The sequence below is a fragment of the Acetomicrobium sp. genome (genome assembly GCF_059026225.1).
The window spans coordinates 223,182-239,207 of record NZ_JBWQOQ010000002.1; the positions used below are offsets into that span (position 1 = coordinate 223,182).

At 44.9% G+C, this 16,026-nt stretch carries 12 protein-coding genes and 1 pseudogene; 4 read left to right on the forward strand and 9 right to left on the reverse strand.

The window, feature by feature from the left end; all coding sequences use genetic code 11:
* The first annotated feature begins 56 nt into the window (after positions 1-56).
* The 3 genes from AC5SXE_RS02195 (at position 57) to AC5SXE_RS02205 (ending at position 3,850) form a co-directional block, all read left to right on the forward strand.
* Positions 57-1,037, forward strand: a complete 981-nt coding sequence (locus AC5SXE_RS02195; protein WP_310848455.1) for a uroporphyrinogen decarboxylase family protein — start codon at positions 57-59, stop codon at positions 1,035-1,037.
* A 185-nt stretch (positions 1,038-1,222) separates the two neighbouring features.
* Complete coding sequence (locus tag AC5SXE_RS02200; RefSeq protein WP_310848454.1) at positions 1,223-3,046, forward strand: ASKHA domain-containing protein; 1,824 nt, start codon at positions 1,223-1,225, stop codon at positions 3,044-3,046.
* A 24-nt stretch (positions 3,047-3,070) separates the two neighbouring features.
* Positions 3,071-3,850: a hypothetical protein gene (locus AC5SXE_RS02205; protein ID WP_493916470.1), complete on the forward strand. Its 780-nt coding sequence runs from the start codon at positions 3,071-3,073 to the stop codon at positions 3,848-3,850.
* A gap of 106 nt (positions 3,851-3,956) precedes the next feature.
* Here the strand turns inward: AC5SXE_RS02205 and AC5SXE_RS02210 are convergent, their stop codons facing one another.
* The 5 genes from AC5SXE_RS02210 to AC5SXE_RS02230 form a co-directional block, all read right to left on the reverse strand.
* Complete coding sequence (locus tag AC5SXE_RS02210; protein ID WP_493916471.1) at positions 3,957-5,600, reverse strand: dipeptidase; 1,644 nt, start codon at positions 5,598-5,600, stop codon at positions 3,957-3,959.
* Between the two features lie 97 nt (positions 5,601-5,697).
* The gene (locus AC5SXE_RS02215) at positions 5,698-6,867 is read right to left on the reverse strand and encodes a succinylglutamate desuccinylase (RefSeq protein ID WP_310848448.1); all 1,170 of its coding nucleotides are present in this window, start codon (positions 6,865-6,867) and stop codon (positions 5,698-5,700) included.
* A gap of 17 nt (positions 6,868-6,884) precedes the next feature.
* Complete coding sequence (locus AC5SXE_RS02220) at positions 6,885-7,049, reverse strand: hypothetical protein (RefSeq protein WP_310848446.1); 165 nt, start codon at positions 7,047-7,049, stop codon at positions 6,885-6,887.
* Positions 7,050-7,054: 5 nt separating this feature from the next.
* A complete protein-coding gene (locus AC5SXE_RS02225; RefSeq protein WP_493916472.1) occupies positions 7,055-8,383 on the reverse strand; it encodes a C4-dicarboxylate ABC transporter in 1,329 nt (442 codons plus the stop codon).
* 55 nt (positions 8,384-8,438) lie between these two features.
* A complete protein-coding gene (locus tag AC5SXE_RS02230) occupies positions 8,439-8,960 on the reverse strand; it encodes a DUF6305 family protein (RefSeq protein WP_416358730.1) in 522 nt (173 codons plus the stop codon).
* Positions 8,961-9,682: 722 nt separating this feature from the next.
* Here AC5SXE_RS02230 and AC5SXE_RS02235 point away from each other — a divergent pair.
* A pseudogene (locus AC5SXE_RS02235) lies at positions 9,683-10,924 on the forward strand (IS256 family transposase).
* Positions 10,925-11,059: 135 nt separating this feature from the next.
* Here AC5SXE_RS02235 and AC5SXE_RS02240 read toward each other — a convergent pair.
* From AC5SXE_RS02240 to AC5SXE_RS02255, 4 genes are all read right to left on the reverse strand, one after another.
* Complete coding sequence (locus AC5SXE_RS02240) at positions 11,060-11,509, reverse strand: 2-thiouracil desulfurase family protein (protein WP_332636503.1); 450 nt, start codon at positions 11,507-11,509, stop codon at positions 11,060-11,062.
* Entirely contained in the window at positions 11,506-12,474 is a 969-nt protein-coding gene (locus AC5SXE_RS02245; RefSeq protein WP_493916473.1) for a threonine ammonia-lyase, read from the reverse strand. Before AC5SXE_RS02245 ends, AC5SXE_RS02240 begins: the two co-directional genes overlap by 4 nt.
* Before the next feature lie 32 nt (positions 12,475-12,506).
* Positions 12,507-13,706, reverse strand: coding sequence for a M20 family metallopeptidase (locus AC5SXE_RS02250; RefSeq protein ID WP_310848432.1), 1,200 nt, complete (start codon positions 13,704-13,706; stop codon positions 12,507-12,509).
* 116 nt (positions 13,707-13,822) lie between these two features.
* Complete coding sequence (locus AC5SXE_RS02255) at positions 13,823-15,997, reverse strand: methyl-accepting chemotaxis protein (RefSeq protein WP_493916474.1); 2,175 nt, start codon at positions 15,995-15,997, stop codon at positions 13,823-13,825.
* Positions 15,998-16,026: the final 29 nt, after the last annotated feature.

The following is a 16,026-nucleotide window of genomic DNA, read 5'->3' on the forward strand; positions in this document are numbered from 1 at the left end:
CTCCCACGGGGCCTTCCGCCTTCGTCAAGCACAAAAAAAATGGAGGATTGTTATTGATGAACAAGATAGTAGAGTATATTAACGCTCTTGGCAGAACACCCGTGATTCCCCTCCTTGGCTTTCCAGGCCTAAAATTTGGGGGAAACACCATTCGCCAAGGTCTGACGGATGCCGAGATTCAGTATAGGGCAATAGAGGAGCTTGCTAACCACTTCGAGGTGGATGCCTTGATCCATCTCATGGATTTGACAGTAGAGGCGGAAACCTTGGGAGCTGAGATTCACTTTCCCGAGGATGCATCGCCATCGGTCAAGGTTCACCCCCTCAAAAGCGCCGAGCAGCTGAAGGACCTTAGCGTTCCCGATCCCGAAAAGGATGGGCGCATGCCGATTTTCATCGAAACGGTCAGGCGAATGAAGGAGAACTTATCCATTCCGGTGGGCGCATACGTCATTGGACCCTACACTCTCGCAGGGGAGATGATGAAGGTCGAAAATACGCTTAAGGCCACCATTAAAGACCCTGATCCGCTCAAGGAAATTTTAGCCTTCATGGCCGAAGTCATAAAAGTATATGCAATGGCTCTCGTGCGAGCCGGCGCGGATATATTGACGATCTTGGAGCCAACTGCTTCCATGCTTTCACCCAAGCAATTTGATGAATTTTCCGGCGCCTACATAAAAGAAATATATGACAGCCTCCCGGAGTGTATGACCGTCTTGCACATCTGTGGCAACACAACGTACATCTTGAAGGCGATGGCCGCCACCGGAGCAGAGGGCTTAAGCTTGGACACTCCCGTCAAACTGCACGAAGTCATCGATATGATACCTGATGTAGTCCTCATAGGAAACGTCGATCCTGTGCGAGTCATGCTGCAGGGAAGCCCTGAAAAAGTCTACGAGAACACGCTGGATTTGCGGAGGAAGATGAAGGGACATAAAAACTTCATACTGAGCACCGGCTGCGATCTCCCGCCGGAAACTCCCTTCGAAAACATCGAAGCCTTCGTGAAAGCGGGAAGGGCGAACCTTTAAATAACCTGAAGCAAACTTTGCTTCCAAGGAAAGCCAGACATGATTTTACAGCCAGCCCGAAGTAAAATATGATGGGCTGGCTGTAAAAGATCCATCGAGCTCGTGGTTTGCGCACCAGCTGGCAATCAAATTGGAATATGAAGGTGATTGACGATGATTGATAAACTGAGAAGGAATGTATGACATTGAGCAAGAAGATAACTTTTTTGCCCATGAAAGAAGTTGTCCTTGCCCCTCCAGAGGATGCAACTTTGGGAGAATTGGCAGCTCGCCTTGGGCTTCCACTCGATCAGTCCTGCGGTGGCGTGGGAAGATGTGGTAAATGTCGAGTCATCGTGAGGAAGGCAAGATCCATGCCAAACGAGATCGAGCGAAAGATGCTCACGCCCGAAGAACTGATGGCGGGATATCGCCTTGCTTGCCAGTGTCCCCTCGAGGACGGCCTTGTGGTTTTGCTTCCCTGTGCCGAAAAAGGAGAAATGCAGATTTTAGACGGCGAGGCAGAGCTTTTTATCGTCAAGGGACGGGATCCCCTCGTAAGAAAGAGGGCGACGAGGCTAACCATGCCAGAGGTGGATGATGACATCACGTCCCTCGGGGAGATCGTCTTAGAAGATCTCGGCCTAAAAAATACCATTTCCCTCAACTTGTTGAAGGAAATGGGGAGCCTCTTTTTAAATCACGAGCTGGCTACCATGGTCTTTACGGAGACGGATTTAATTGCCATTGAGAGGGGAGACACATCCCACAGCCTTTATGGCGTCGCCATCGATATCGGGACGACCTCTCTGGTCGTGTGGCTGGTGGATCTCAACACAGGTATTGTGATAGATCGTTGCTTGGAAGTTAACCCCCAGATTTCCTTCGGTGCAGACGTTCTTTCAAGGATAAGCTATCTGCAGAAACACCCGAAGGGGCTAGAGACGTTGAGGAATGCAATTTTAGTATCGCTAAATGAAATGATAGCCAACATCGCATCTTGCAACCACCTTCCAGAGGAAGAGATATATGCCGCAGTCATCGTGGGAAATACCTGCATGGAACATATCGCCCTCGGGATTGATCCCCTGACCATTGGACGGAGCCCGTTTATACCGGTTTCGCGCTTCTTTCCCCTGCTAGATGCATCTTCCCTGGGATTGACCGTTAACCCTGAGGGCAGGGTGTTGGTGATGCCCTGCATCTCTGGCTATGTTGGAGGCGATATCGCGGCCGGCGTCATGGCCTCGGGGATGTTCAAGGATGAAAAGATAACCCTTTTAATTGACATAGGCACGAATGGCGAGATCGTGCTCGGCAACAAGGAATTTTTAATCGCTTGCTCTGCAGCAGCTGGACCTGCCTTTGAGGGGGGCCAGATCTCATGTGGCATGTGCGCCAAGGAAGGGGCAATAGAAAAGGTCCGCTTCGGGGATGGGAATATAGAGCTCGAAGTAATTGGAAAATGCGACCCCCTCGGGATATGTGGATCGGGGCTCATCGACCTTATCGCCGAAATGCTTCGCCATGGGCTCATCGATGAATCCGGAAAGCTCAACGAATCGGGATCCAAAGATCTTGGCTATCGTATCTTCAGGGATGAGTCCGGCATACTTGGTTTTCGGTTTTGTAATTTATCCCCCATAGAAGGCACTGGACTGGCCATTACCCAAAGGGACGTCAGGCAGGTACAACTGGCGAAAGCAGCAATTGCGACGGGCATAGAAGTTCTTCTTGAAAAAACTTGCATCTCCATGGAAGATATCGACCGTGTCATCGTGGCAGGAGCTTTTGGAAATTACTTGAACAGCGAAAATGCCATGACCATAGGCATCTTGCCAAAAGTACCCCTTGAAAAAATACACTACATAGGCAACTCCGCTATAAGGGGAGCATATCGCGCTCTCATGTCACAGGACGCTCTACAGGAAGTAAAAGCGATTGTTGACCGTACAAAAGTTGTGGAGCTCTCGACACTCAAGGATTTCACGAATATTTTTCTCAAAAATCTTGTTTTTAAAATTGATTAAAGGGATATTAAGGATTGTTAACAGATGAAAGAATTCGTAGTTTATATCCAGTATGAAAATCATGTTAAGAACAATAACGATATCGAACGAGGGCATTATGAGAAAGTCTTTATTGATGACATAAACCTTAACTTGGATTCGCTGGAAAGATATTATAAAAGACAAGGTGATCGATTGCATGAGGCATTCACTGACTTTTACGCATTTTGGCAAAGTAGCCTATGCCAAGATGTCCTTCAACCCAGGGCAGTAATCACATTTATGCCAACAAGGAGACTCATTAATGTACTAAATGACCAGTCTCCTCAAGAAATAGAAACGAATCTAGCAGACACTCTCGAAAAGTCTTCCACGGTAGCCCTGACGGTGCTTACCCTGGGCGTTGCCATTGATGAGCTGTTTATAAAACTGCGTACCAGAGCCAAATTCATTATCTGTCTTCTCGTCGATACAGCGTCTTCCTTATTGCTCTATGAAATGCACGTCAGGCTGAGAAAGCTGATAGGCGAAATAGCTGAGTCAAGGTTTAGTTTATATCCAATGTATGAATGCTATCCGGGTATCGGAGGACAAAGCTTAAAACTTATCCCGATCATCTTAAAACTATCCAATGCAGAGAGGATTATCGGCGTAAGAGTTAATGAAATGACAATGATGTATCCCAAAAAATCCGAATGCTCAATCATGTTATTGGGAAAAGAAAAAGCTAAAATGACTATACGGCCCTGCGCCCCTTGTCAAGGGAATAGATGCCTTTATTATCAATTAGGAGGGTGTCATCTTTTTACCCCTTGTCCCGGTTAACGTGCATTCTATATTTTGCGATGCAAACTGCCCTTCCCCCAACTAGAATAAGCAGCTCAATAAGAGCTATGTTAGTCACTCCTATTGAGCTGCCAGTTAGAAAATTTTATTCTTTCGGCTCTAACTCCTCTTTTCCAAATTCAACGGTCTCTAGCCACCACGTAGGATAACCTACGGATTCCTGTTTGCCATCAGGATAGGTGATGAACCCATCACAATATTTACCGACAAGTTCCCGAGCTAAAGTCCACCATCTATTTACCACTTTGTTGATGTTTTTATTAACATACTCAGTCAAGTATGATTTAGCTTTTGCAGGATTTTCTCTGTAAAGAGCAAACGCTTCTTCCTCAATTACGGGTTGATACATGAAGAATTCGTCTTCGAATGCCTTTTGCGCTGCCCTTATATCTTGAATCATGTAGCTAAACTTCAAATCAGCCCAATTAGAAACAAAGTTAAATGCCCAATATGCAGAATCCCTATCAAACTCCGCTCGAGTGCACTCGGTAATGCTCTTGGGAAGAGACGTTACGCCAGCATAAATTGGCATATAAACCGTGGAATGGGGTGCGTCTTCTCCAAACCACAGCACTCCTCCCAGAGGATCTGGCAACCAACTTCTGGCTTGGGCTACAAAACTATAGGAACAACGGAACATGGAAATGGCTCTAGTCCAGTCTACGTGTTTCCTGCCTTCAGGACGAACTTCTGCAGGAGTTGAATATCGGTTTGGTGTACCGAAAGGTCCTGCTGCAAGCCCCTTTGTGAGATCAAAACGCGTTCCCTCATGGTAGTCTCGATTTATTTTGATAAGGTCCTTGACGGATACTTTTTTGTCCGGCTTAACCATAAGAGGATACATTTCTGCAGCATTCTCTTTCAATTTCAAAGAGGGAGCTAATAAACTTAAAACTCTCCATTCCCTGCGTTGTTGATAGTAAGGAGTTCCGTATGGTTCAGGATTATAGATTTTGTGGAAAACGAAGGGCTCTCCAGGCTTCCACCATCCCATCTCTTGAGCAAAGCTTTTTATATTTGAAGAATACACAAAGTTTTCCTTGTCATCCCAGTCAATTGTCCCTATTCTTGTGCGGTTCGCAACGACGGTAATACAATCGTCGGGGACACGCTGTGCAACCCAGATAGCTCCCGGTTTCCTGCTTTCAGGAGTCCAAAGAGGACCCGGGCCGCATATATCGAATATCCAGCCTTCGTTTTTATCGATCACTAGAAGGGTTTCGCCCCCATCGCCGTATCCATATTTTTCTGCAAGCCCTGTCATGACTTTGATAGCCTCTCGAGCCGTCTTAGCCCGTTGAAGTCCGAAGACCTGAAGTTGCTCTATCATCATCCACCCATTCGGACAATAGTTTTCGTCTCGCCCCGTCCACGTTGCCTCGCCCATTATTACCTGATGTTCGTTCATAAAGGGATATGCTACATGGAAATAAGTGTAGGTTTCTTTAACTTGAGGAATTTCACCAACCTTTACCAGCGGCAGATCAGGTCTTGTACCATGACAAATCTCTTTGTAAACAGGTACCATCTCCCCTTCAGGATGATTTCCTCCGGGGATCACCCTCACCCTATTGTCATACCAGCCGTCACAGGTATGCGTTACCATAACCGATCCATCTACAGATGCTTTTTTGCCCACTAAAATAGTAGTGCAAGCTGAACCCATTGAGTTAAATAAGAAAACAGCTAGTATAGATACTGCCAACATTCTCGCCAATCTCTTGCTCATTTTTACCTCCTCCTTTTTGCCTTGCTACCAGTTGCCCATCAAATATAGAGGCAAACATTCTTGTCAGTTAAATGACGTAACCCACCCCCCCCCTTAACTAATCGTAGTAAACATTATCTTCCTTTGCTTCCTGAGGATTGTGGAGATAAGTTCCCAGCGAATTTGCAATAATTTCTTTATAGCCCGGTATCCCTGAAATGATTATCTGGTTATCTGGATACATTGATGAGAAGAATTGTAACATTGTTTGAAAAGTTGATGAATGACGTCCAACTCGTACATCAATTGGCCATCCTCTTTCATCTATGGGGGAATAAAGTAATCTATGTTCTCCTGCCTTCATGACAAATTCGTCTTTGCCGGTCATGAGCAAGTACTCGTCGGTAATCCCTCTTATTCGGTCGAGCATCGGCTCCGCTGACTCCACGAGCAAAGACATGGCATCCGAGTGGTCTCCGATCTCTCTGTGCGATAATCCCCTAAGCGCCTTGGGAGAAAACTCCATGCTTAAGGGCACATCAAAAAGCTCCGCCGTGAGGGTCATCGATGTCATAGCAGCTACCGCTTCCCCTTTCTCATGCGTCACTATAGTATTGATAACGGGATATTCTAATTCGGCTTCATGAAGGTCGACTACTATGTCTATATGTTCCTCGCGAATAAGCTCCATCATAGCCCACGTAGTACGTTCGGTTATGGCGCTATTATTTCTCCCGGGCCAACATCTGTTAAGATTTCTAAAATCCATGTAAGCCAACATTTGCCTCGTGGGATAATGAATATACACTTCGGGATCCGGCCAAGAATCAAGAGGATTAGAAGATCTGTCTCCCATACGAAAAACTTTAGTCCCCCAAGGCGTCTTAATGCGATAAAATGCTGGATAGGCTTCCCCCATCCTCGTACATGTTGAGGCACTTCTATTTGCTCTAATTATCACGAATAAACGTCCTCTTTCTATCTTGACATTTTCCGCTACGAGAAGAGCGGTGAGATTTGCTGCAGGCTCCTCAGGATGAGTGCCGCCTAGGAGCAAAGCGGTACCCCCAGGAACACCACTATCGAATATATATATGTTGCTATCATTAACTGTACCTTTAAGAGACGGTTCATAATCGGACAAATGCCTAACTTCTGTTAAAGCCGTTGAGGGAACGACAGGTTCTTTAAAATGTCTGTGAATGTGAAAATCATACCCGCTAATTGCAGCAAAAATACCCGTAAATAGTAAAGTCAAAATTTTTACATACTTCAGTTTGTTCGACATAAAAAAGCCTCCTATTGCTATTTAAGCCTGGCTATTCTTAAGACAAAAGGAAGCAAAACAATACCGTACAAAATAATATCTTGAACGTTAGTCGATTTTATAAAGTTGTGTAAAATAGCCCCCATGAAAAAAAGTACAATACCGTAATATAACCACATGATGATAGCGTTTGCCATTATCATCTTGATTAAACCTCCAAGAAAGACAAATTTGTACTAAAAATAAGAAATAAAGTACCGATTAAAGCTACAAATCCCATGGGAATAAGACATGCCTTTACAAAATCACCATAATATCTGCCTTTGTAATCAAGCTCTATAACAGTGGCGCGGCCCACAATAGCGGTAGGGGGTAAACAATCGCCTATTGGCCACATCACAGCCATTGCCGATAAAGCGATAATTGGATCCATTCCTCGCATATTGAAAAGCATGATAAGGGGAACGCCTATCAAAGGAGCTACTGCATATTGAAGGAAGCCCTCGGACAGTGGCAATATGAAGAAAAGCGTTGCGTACAACATCTTTAATGGAAGAGTGACTATTAGCAACGAGATTAAGCCTCTGGCACCGCTTAGCGCCATAACTTGAATCAATACCCCTACAACCACCATGATACCTACCAATGGTAACAGCGAATGCACGGTAGAACGTGCAATCTGCCATATAGGAAGAGGTTTCGGGCTTAAAAGTATTACCGAAAAGGAAGCAATCATAAAGAGCAGCGGTAAGCCTAATACTGGCATATTGAAAAACCATATCCTTCCAGCCAATATCAACGCTAACAGCAAAACAAAGGGGAAACCTACCCTAAACCAATTTTGTTCGCTTGGCACATCAGGAAGCATTTTTAAAGCTTCTTCTAACTCTAATTTTTTACTTCCCTTCCCCGCCAACCAATAAGTAGAAAACAGGGCTCCCATCAAGGAAAGAACCAGCAATGGCTTAGCAAATCCCACATAGGGCATATTAGCGCCAGCAGCAGCCATCATAGCCCAAAGGTTTATGGGAGGTGCAGCCGCACTCATAACTGCTCCCATATAAATGATGCCTGCTCGCCTGGTTTCATCTATTCCCATCGAAGAAAGCACTGAACTGACCAATGCCCCCACAGTAAGAACTGTAGTCGCTCCTGACCCCGTAATCGCTCCCGGAAGTAACAATACCAGCGTCAAAAAGAGCAAACACAGATTTCGCTTTGCATGAAAAGCAGTTACTATCTTCCGCACTATAAATGCAACACCGCCACTGTCTCTAAAGAGCGCCATGAAAAATGTGGCTGACAAAAAAATTAAGCACACATCAAAGTAAGTAAAAGCGCCCTCTACAATATGGCGTATAGGAATAAGTGGTACGATATCCCTTGGCTCGGATGCTAATCGTAAAAGAAGGGAATGTGCGAAGGCAGCTACTATTGCCGAAAAAAACATGGACAGTTCCGTCGTAAATTTTGTTAACTTGAATATTATGAAGGCCGCAACGATAACTAACAGAATAATCCCAGAATGTACAAACATATAAACCTTCCCTTTCCAAAAAATCAAGTCCTACCCCGCGGGGTAGGACTTGTTCTTACTTCTCTACTTTGACATATTCCTTCAATTTCTTCCCAATCTCCAAAGCATCTTTAGCAACTATCAAAGGCTTGTCATATTCTTGAGCTAATTTAGTAAAATACCCATCGGAATCGCTTTCAGCTACAACTAGCATAACATCCCCTAGTGGCATGATCTCATCAATTGATTGTTGATCCGCACTATCGGTACGACGCGCCATTCCTTCAACGTGCGCTGTTATTACGACCATTCCTTCCTCCTTAGCAGCAGTTATAACCTCCTTACAACGTGCGATCTCCTTATTGATGTTAGTTCCAGCAGCCCCCATTCCCTTCCCACTAGTCCCAGTGGTAACAATTAACGTTTTATAACCCTTGCCTTTTAGCTCGGAAGCTGTAATAGTGTTATTATTTTCCACAGGTACAATTTGTGCTTGCATAAGGGACATTTTGACCATTACAGCGCCCGGACTTTGACCACAAGTTGTGACGATAACAGGAGGCTCAATTGTTGGCACTTCACTTGATACGGCAGTCATCGGCAGGCAAAGTAAACCACAGATGCATACCAAACCTCCAAATGCCAAAATTTTGATAATTCTTTTCATGTTCCAAGACCTCCGTTCGATTAATTAATATAGTCGAGCTCTGCAAAATTTAGAGCAACCCGATCTTTTAATACGACCTGTTGATATTTTAAAGAATCATTTTTCTCTTCGCAGATCACCCGCAAAGCCCTCTTTCATGTCGCTTGACTCTTTCAATTATTGGCCCAAAAAATAACTTTCTAGAGGCCTTTGTACTATAACTGCGTTAATGTTATCGTATTAACTAATCTTTCATCAGGCGATCCTCATTAGAAGAGTCGCTATCGCCGAGTTTGCCAAAACCCTTACAATATGCACGAGCAGTTTGTACTGGTCACGATTGATCGAGGCAAGAAGACACATATCTTGTTGTGCGGAAATCTGATATGTTATCAAAATAACATGATCGTATTAATTATACACCAAAATTTTTCGTCGTCAAATTTTAACATCAGTTTAGATTGCAATCAATATTTAGCTATAGACATGCATTGGTACTCAATCATGTTATCGAAAAGAGGACAGCCTGCACATTGATTTGGATACTTTAGAGAGTACTGTCCATTATAGTGTGTAAAAAGGGTTGGGTAAGGTAAGGCAAAAAAGTTTTAAGGGCCACCCTCCCTCTGGTAAGATGAAGCTTGAACAAACACCAATACCAGGAGGGATTATGGATGGCCCAATACCAGGTTATCATCGACACTGATATGTTGCAACACTTATTTTCCAAAGACGAAGGTTTAGCCAAGCTAGCAGAGCAAGTCTTAAACCAGATACTTAAAGCTCAAGCCTCGGAGCAGTTAAGGGCAGAGCCTTACGAACGAACCGATGAAAGACAAGGATACAGAAACGGTTACAGGGAAAGGTCGCTTACGACTAGGATAGGTAAATTGGTTTTAGATGTACCACGCCTGAGGTGCGGTGAGTTTTCGACGGATATCTTCGAGCGCTACCAAAGAAGCGAGCAGGCGCTGCTTATCTCTCTCATGGAGATGGTAATAAATGGCGTATCCACTCGAAAGGTGAAAAACGTAGTTGAAAAGCTGTGTGGAGTTGTTTTTTCCAAATCAAGCGTATCAGAGCTCTGTAAGAAGCTAGATCAGACCGTGAATGCGTGGAACGAGAGGGACTTAAACGAAAAGGAATACCCCTTTATCTTGGTGGATGCCTTGGTCATAAGGGTGCGAAAGGGTGGTAGGATAAACCTTTAAAGCGTGCTTATAGCCTGTGGGATAAACAGGGAAGGCTACCGTGAGATATTGGGCTTGAGATTAGGTGACGGGGAATCGGAGGCAAGTTGGTCTCAATTTTTCATCGAGCTCAAAAGAAGAGGGCTTAAAGGCGTAGATTTAGTGGTCTCAGACGATCATAAGGGGTTGGTGAAGGCCATAATGACGCATTTTCAAGGTTCAAGCTGGCAGAGGTGTCAGACCCATTTCCTTCGTAACATCTTGGAGGCCTGTCCAAAGTCGCTTCAAGGTAAACTGCATGCTCGTGTAAAACACATCCTTGAAGCTCCCGATATGGATACGGCAAGAAAGCTCTTGGATGAAGCAGTAACAGAATTTGAAAGGCTAGCACCCAAGGCAATAGAAAGGCTTGAAGCAGGCTTTGAAGATGCAATGGCAATAATGGCGCTTCCCGAATGCATCAGGCGTAGGTTACGTACTACAAACGCCGTAGAGCGTCTAAACCGTGAGATCAGAAGGCGAGAAAGGGTCATAGGTATATTTCCGAACGAAGAATCGGCGTTAAGGCTAATTGGCGCAGTGCTCATAGAGATAGATGAGTCATGGACAACCGGCAATAGGTATTTGGATATGACTGAATACCTATTATGGAGAGATAAGCATGAAAAGGCGAGATCAGATGGAGAAGACAAATCTAAAGAATGCAGCCTAGTGGGACTCCACTAGGCTGCAAAAGATGCCAGAGGGATTTTACACACAAAAGTGGACTTGACCCTTTAGAGGCAGGTTATTTGACCTTTAGAAAATGCATCATCAGTCATATATTAACTGGTCTGACCTATTGAGCACACGAGCCTTTTTTCATCTTATCTGTTCATTAGAAAATAAACTTATGCTATACTTACGCAAAATTGCAGTCGTGACACCTCTACCTTCACAGATTTTTCCAGTAAAGGAGCCATCATATATGCGATACACTCCGCAGGAAGGGCTTTTATCCTTAAAAACTGCGTATCTTGTGCCTTCCCTTAGGGCGATATCCAAAACCTTGAAAGCTCCAATTAAAAAATGGGGCGTTACATCCTCGCCCCATTCGTTTAAAATCTTGGCGTGGCCAGACAAAACGTCATCTCCTGTCCCGCCAACTATCTCAGCTTTAGGCCTCGGAATGGAAAGCCCTCCTAATATTTCAGGGCATACAGCAACAGCTAAGCCTTTTCTCACTAAGGCTTTCAAGATTTCGTTCTCAAAAGCTCTTCCGTCATACCTGCAAGGACACCCAACAAGACAGGCGCTGACCAAAAGCTTCACTTTTTAGCCTTTACTTCCTCGATCCATTTGCCAAGCAATGATAAGTCTACGTTGCCACCGGACATCAGGGCCACTGCCTTTTTGTTCTTTAAAGGTACCTTGCCATAAAGGAGCGCAGCCACTGGCACTGCACCCGAGGGCTCTACGAGCAATTTTGCCCTTTCTAATAGCAAAACAACCGCATTTTTTATCTCTTCTTCCGATACCAAAAGGATATCATCGACATACTTCTGGACAACCGGAAAGGTAATCTTACCGGGACTTGCAGTCCTTAGGCCATCTGCGATCGTATTGATATCTGTCAGTTCGACTATGTGACCTGCCTTAAAGGACAAATAAGTGCTATTGCTGCCCTCTGGTTCAACGCCGAAGACTTTTACCCCTTTCAGAGACTCCTTTAGCGCTGTGGCCACTCCAGAAATCAAGCCACAACCGCCACAAGGGACTAGTACGGCGTCGACATCAGGCATATCTTCGACGATCTCCAGGCCAGCTGTTCCTTGGCCTGCCATGATCCAAGGATGATCGAAAGGAGGGACAAATGTCATGCCCTCAAGTTCAGCAATCTCCATTGCACGGGCTATTCGCTCCGTTGAGGAACGCCCACATCTTTCTATCGCAGCTCCATATCCTTCAATTGCTGCTAACTTAGCAGGAGAGACATCTTCTGGCACAACTACAACCGCCCTTACCCCTAAAATCTTGGCAGCACATGCCAGGGCTTGACCGTGATTACCCGAGGATCCCGTAACAACGCCCTTGCATCTTTCCTCCTCACTCATGGAAAGCATGAAGTTCATAGCCCCTCTGAACTTAAAGGCTCCGCTTTTTTGTAAATTTTCTGCTTTTAAATAAACTTTGTTCCCAGCAATTCGACTAAAGGTTGCCGATGAAAATATGGGAGTTCTGTGAACCCATGCCTTCGTGCGCTCCTGTGCTTGCCTTATTTCCTCCAGTGAAAGCATTTCTTCATCTCCTTTTTAAAGCTAAGATTGGCTCAGAAAACTTCTTCCTGCTCCTTGGCTTTTTTAAAATCTTCTTTGATGGCGCTCCTTAAATCGCCGTCCAAATAAACGGCAAGGGCCATCCTGGCTAAAGCTTTACTGCCCAAAATTAGAGCTTCGTGCGCTCTAGGAGTTACCACGGCATCGGCGAACTCCCGACTGTGCGTTACCAAAGGCACATCGCTTATTGCAAGCTTGGGCTGCAAAGCAGGACATCTGTAGCTTACGTTGCCCATATCGGAAGAGCCTTCATAGCCTTCCGGCTCGCTGAGCTCAATGCCCAGTTCCTTCATTATCTCAGCCATTTTCTCCTCTGCTGCCTTATTTCCTATCATATTATCAAAGCTAAATTCAAAGTTCTTCATGGTGACTTTCGTTTCAGAGGCCATAGCTGCACCAAGGGCAATTTTTCTCACGCGATCGACCAAGTGGTCTAAGTAGGCCCTGGACGGCGCTCTAAAATAAAACCTGCAAATCGCCATCTCAGGAACGATATTTGGAGCATCGCCACCCTTGTAAATTATTCCATGCATCCGTACATCAGGTTTTACATGTTGTCTTAACATGTCAATGGCATGAAAAAAAAGTTGAACGCCGTTTAGGGCATTTCGTCCCTCCCAAGGAGCGCTCGCCGCGTGAGCAGGTTTTCCTTTGTAGCTAAATTCTATCGCATCCATTGCAAGGCTTTTGTATCTGACGTAGCTTTTATTTCCCGAAGAATGGATCATGATGGCAAAATCCAGGTCATCGAAGACGCCCTGTTCAGCCATTGCAACCTTCGCGCCGTTTGTTTCTTCGGCAGGCGTTCCTATAACACGCAGCTCTCCTTTTACCTCATCAAAGACGGAAGCTAGTCCAATGGCCGCAAGCGTGGACATCGCCCCGTGAAGGCAATGGCCGCAAGCATGGCCAATTTCTGGAAGTGCGTCGTATTCCACTAATAAAGCAACTTTTGCTCCCTCTCCATTAGATTTGGTAGCGCAAAAAGCCGTCGGAATACCTAGAAAAGGATATTCCACCTCAAAACCATGGCGAGAAAGAAGCTCCACATGCTTTTTACTGGACTCAAACTCATGTTCTGAAACTTCGGGATGGTTGGCTAAATGATCGCTCAACGCAATTGCTTCATGTGAGCAATTATCGATGGTTTTTTCAACCTTGGACAAAAGCCGTTCATAATAAAGATCATCCACAATAAGTGTTCCTCCTTCGTCAACTTTTTGAAAATAATAAATGAGAGGATATGTGTCTCCTCTCATTTATTTTTACCATATCAACAATCCAACTCCAAGTAAAAGGTTGTTGACCCCTAATCTAAAGGGACTAGCCCGGCCTTCTCAGAAACTCCGTTTAACTTATAAAAAGCCAGGGCCTCTTTGAGATCTTCCACCAAAGCACTTTGTTCTTTCCTTATGTGAGATAGGACAGTTATCTGCTCCATGAGCTCTTTCGATGAATCCTCCACTTCCTCAGCTTGTACTTGTCCTTGCGCTACTTTATTTAATATATCTTCCATGGCTGAGGCAATCTCCTCCGCTGAAGCCGCTTGCTCTTCTGCTACAGCTGCAATGGATTGGACTCCATCGCTTATGCCTTTAACCTGTTCAATTATGCTCTGTATTTGAGCACTGGTTTCCTGCGAGGAAGCCACAGCTTCTTCTATGAGGCGCACAGCTTCATTGACCTCTTTCGTTGCCTCTTCTCCTCTTTCTTCAATTTTCCCGATCACTTCTTGAACTCTTTTTGCCGCCTCGGCAGACGCTTCGGCAAGCTTTCTCACCTCATCGGCAACCACGGCAAAACCCTTGCCCGCCTCACCAGCCCTTGCAGCCTCTATTGCAGCATTAAGAGCAAGGAGGTTTGTCTGGTCAGCAATGTTGGTAATGGTGTCTACAAATTGGGTTATGCCCTTTATCGCGGAGTCTAAAGAAGAAATGGCACTTCGTATCCGCTCTCCCGACTCACCTACGCTATTAATCTTTTCTACTGTCTCAAACACCGACTCACTCCCCGCCATTACGCTCTCGTTTACGGCGGCTGATCTTTCACTGAGATCTGTCGTGATCTTTGCCGTATTTTGAGCACCTGAGGCGACCTCTTCAATGCCGGCATTGGTCTCCTCGACGGCAGACGATATGGAAGCAACGACCGAGACTATTTCACCAGAAGCTTTCAAGCCCTTATTACTGGAATCTTCAATTTGGCTTTCGATCTGTCTTAAATCTGCGTCTCTTTCTTCAAGCTTGCTGTAAAGTTCATTGCACTTTTCGACCAACCCTCTAAAGGATTGTCTTATGCGTTCGAAGGCTCCCAGGACAGCTATAACCTCGTTTTTGCTGTCAATATCTCCTTTAACTACAACGGAAAGATCTCCTCCTGCGATTAAGCTGGCTACTTTCACTACAGCTCTCAAAGGTGCAAGAAATTTTCCTAATAGCAAAACCATTATAATTAATCCTGCTATCAAGGCGGGTAAGCCATATATGATCATTCCGTTCCTCATCGCTGAGACAGGAGCAAGTATATATGATTCTGGAATGTTTAATACAACCCGCCAGCCTAACGCTCCTACTTCAAAAAGAGACGCTAGATATCCTTCGCCTGAGTTCGATCCATAATTAAAGTTTATTTGTCCGGCTTCATTCAATGAGAATTGCTCTGCCTCTTTAAGGGATTCCCAGAATCCTGGCATCGCTTGAGAAACCAAGGTCCCCTTTTCCATACTCGGATGGACGATAATTTTTCCTTCTCTGTCTACAGCAAAAGCATAACTGCCTTCCGTGAATGAAGCAGTGCTTATATAATCCATTATTGGCTCGACCGGAACGGCGGTGCTAACTATTAATATGACAACACCGTCGGCGTCCTTAACCTGTCCATATGACACACAGTAAGGAATGCCATCAATATCAAGAAAGCCCTGATAAAGGTTTCCGGCTTTGACGACAGTTTGATATATAGGAGAGGCGGAATCCATGACCTTGCCAAGCATCGCATCTTCAGAGTTTTTAAAGCTAGTGGAGACCAGAATAGCCCGCTCTCCGCCCTCTTTTCTTTCTATCTGGTATATTGAAAACTGACCATTTAGCTGCTCTCTCAATAGATCCACGAGCTCACTAGAGGCAGTAATTTGCTTTATTCCAATTCCTCCAACACCGCTCACAAATAGAATTGGAAGTTCAAATTCGCCCACCTCAACTCTATTAACAGACTCCATCACCCTTTCGCCAGGCAGTTGGTTTAAAGCAATGGATAAATTTGACGTGTTGCGATCTTGAAATAATGTTACCTGAAGCTCTAGGGTGTCTTTTAAGCTCCCCGCAAAGCTATTTACTTGCTCGTTCGCGTGTTGCAGTAGTCTGTTTTTAGCAGCGAAAAAACTGCCAACAAATACAGCCATAACAACTATCAAAGTAATAAGACCAGAGACTAAAAGAACCTTGAACCTCAAAGATGCGCCTCTACTGTCAGAGTTGTTAGACATGACAAAGCCTCCTCACCTATGATTTGCTA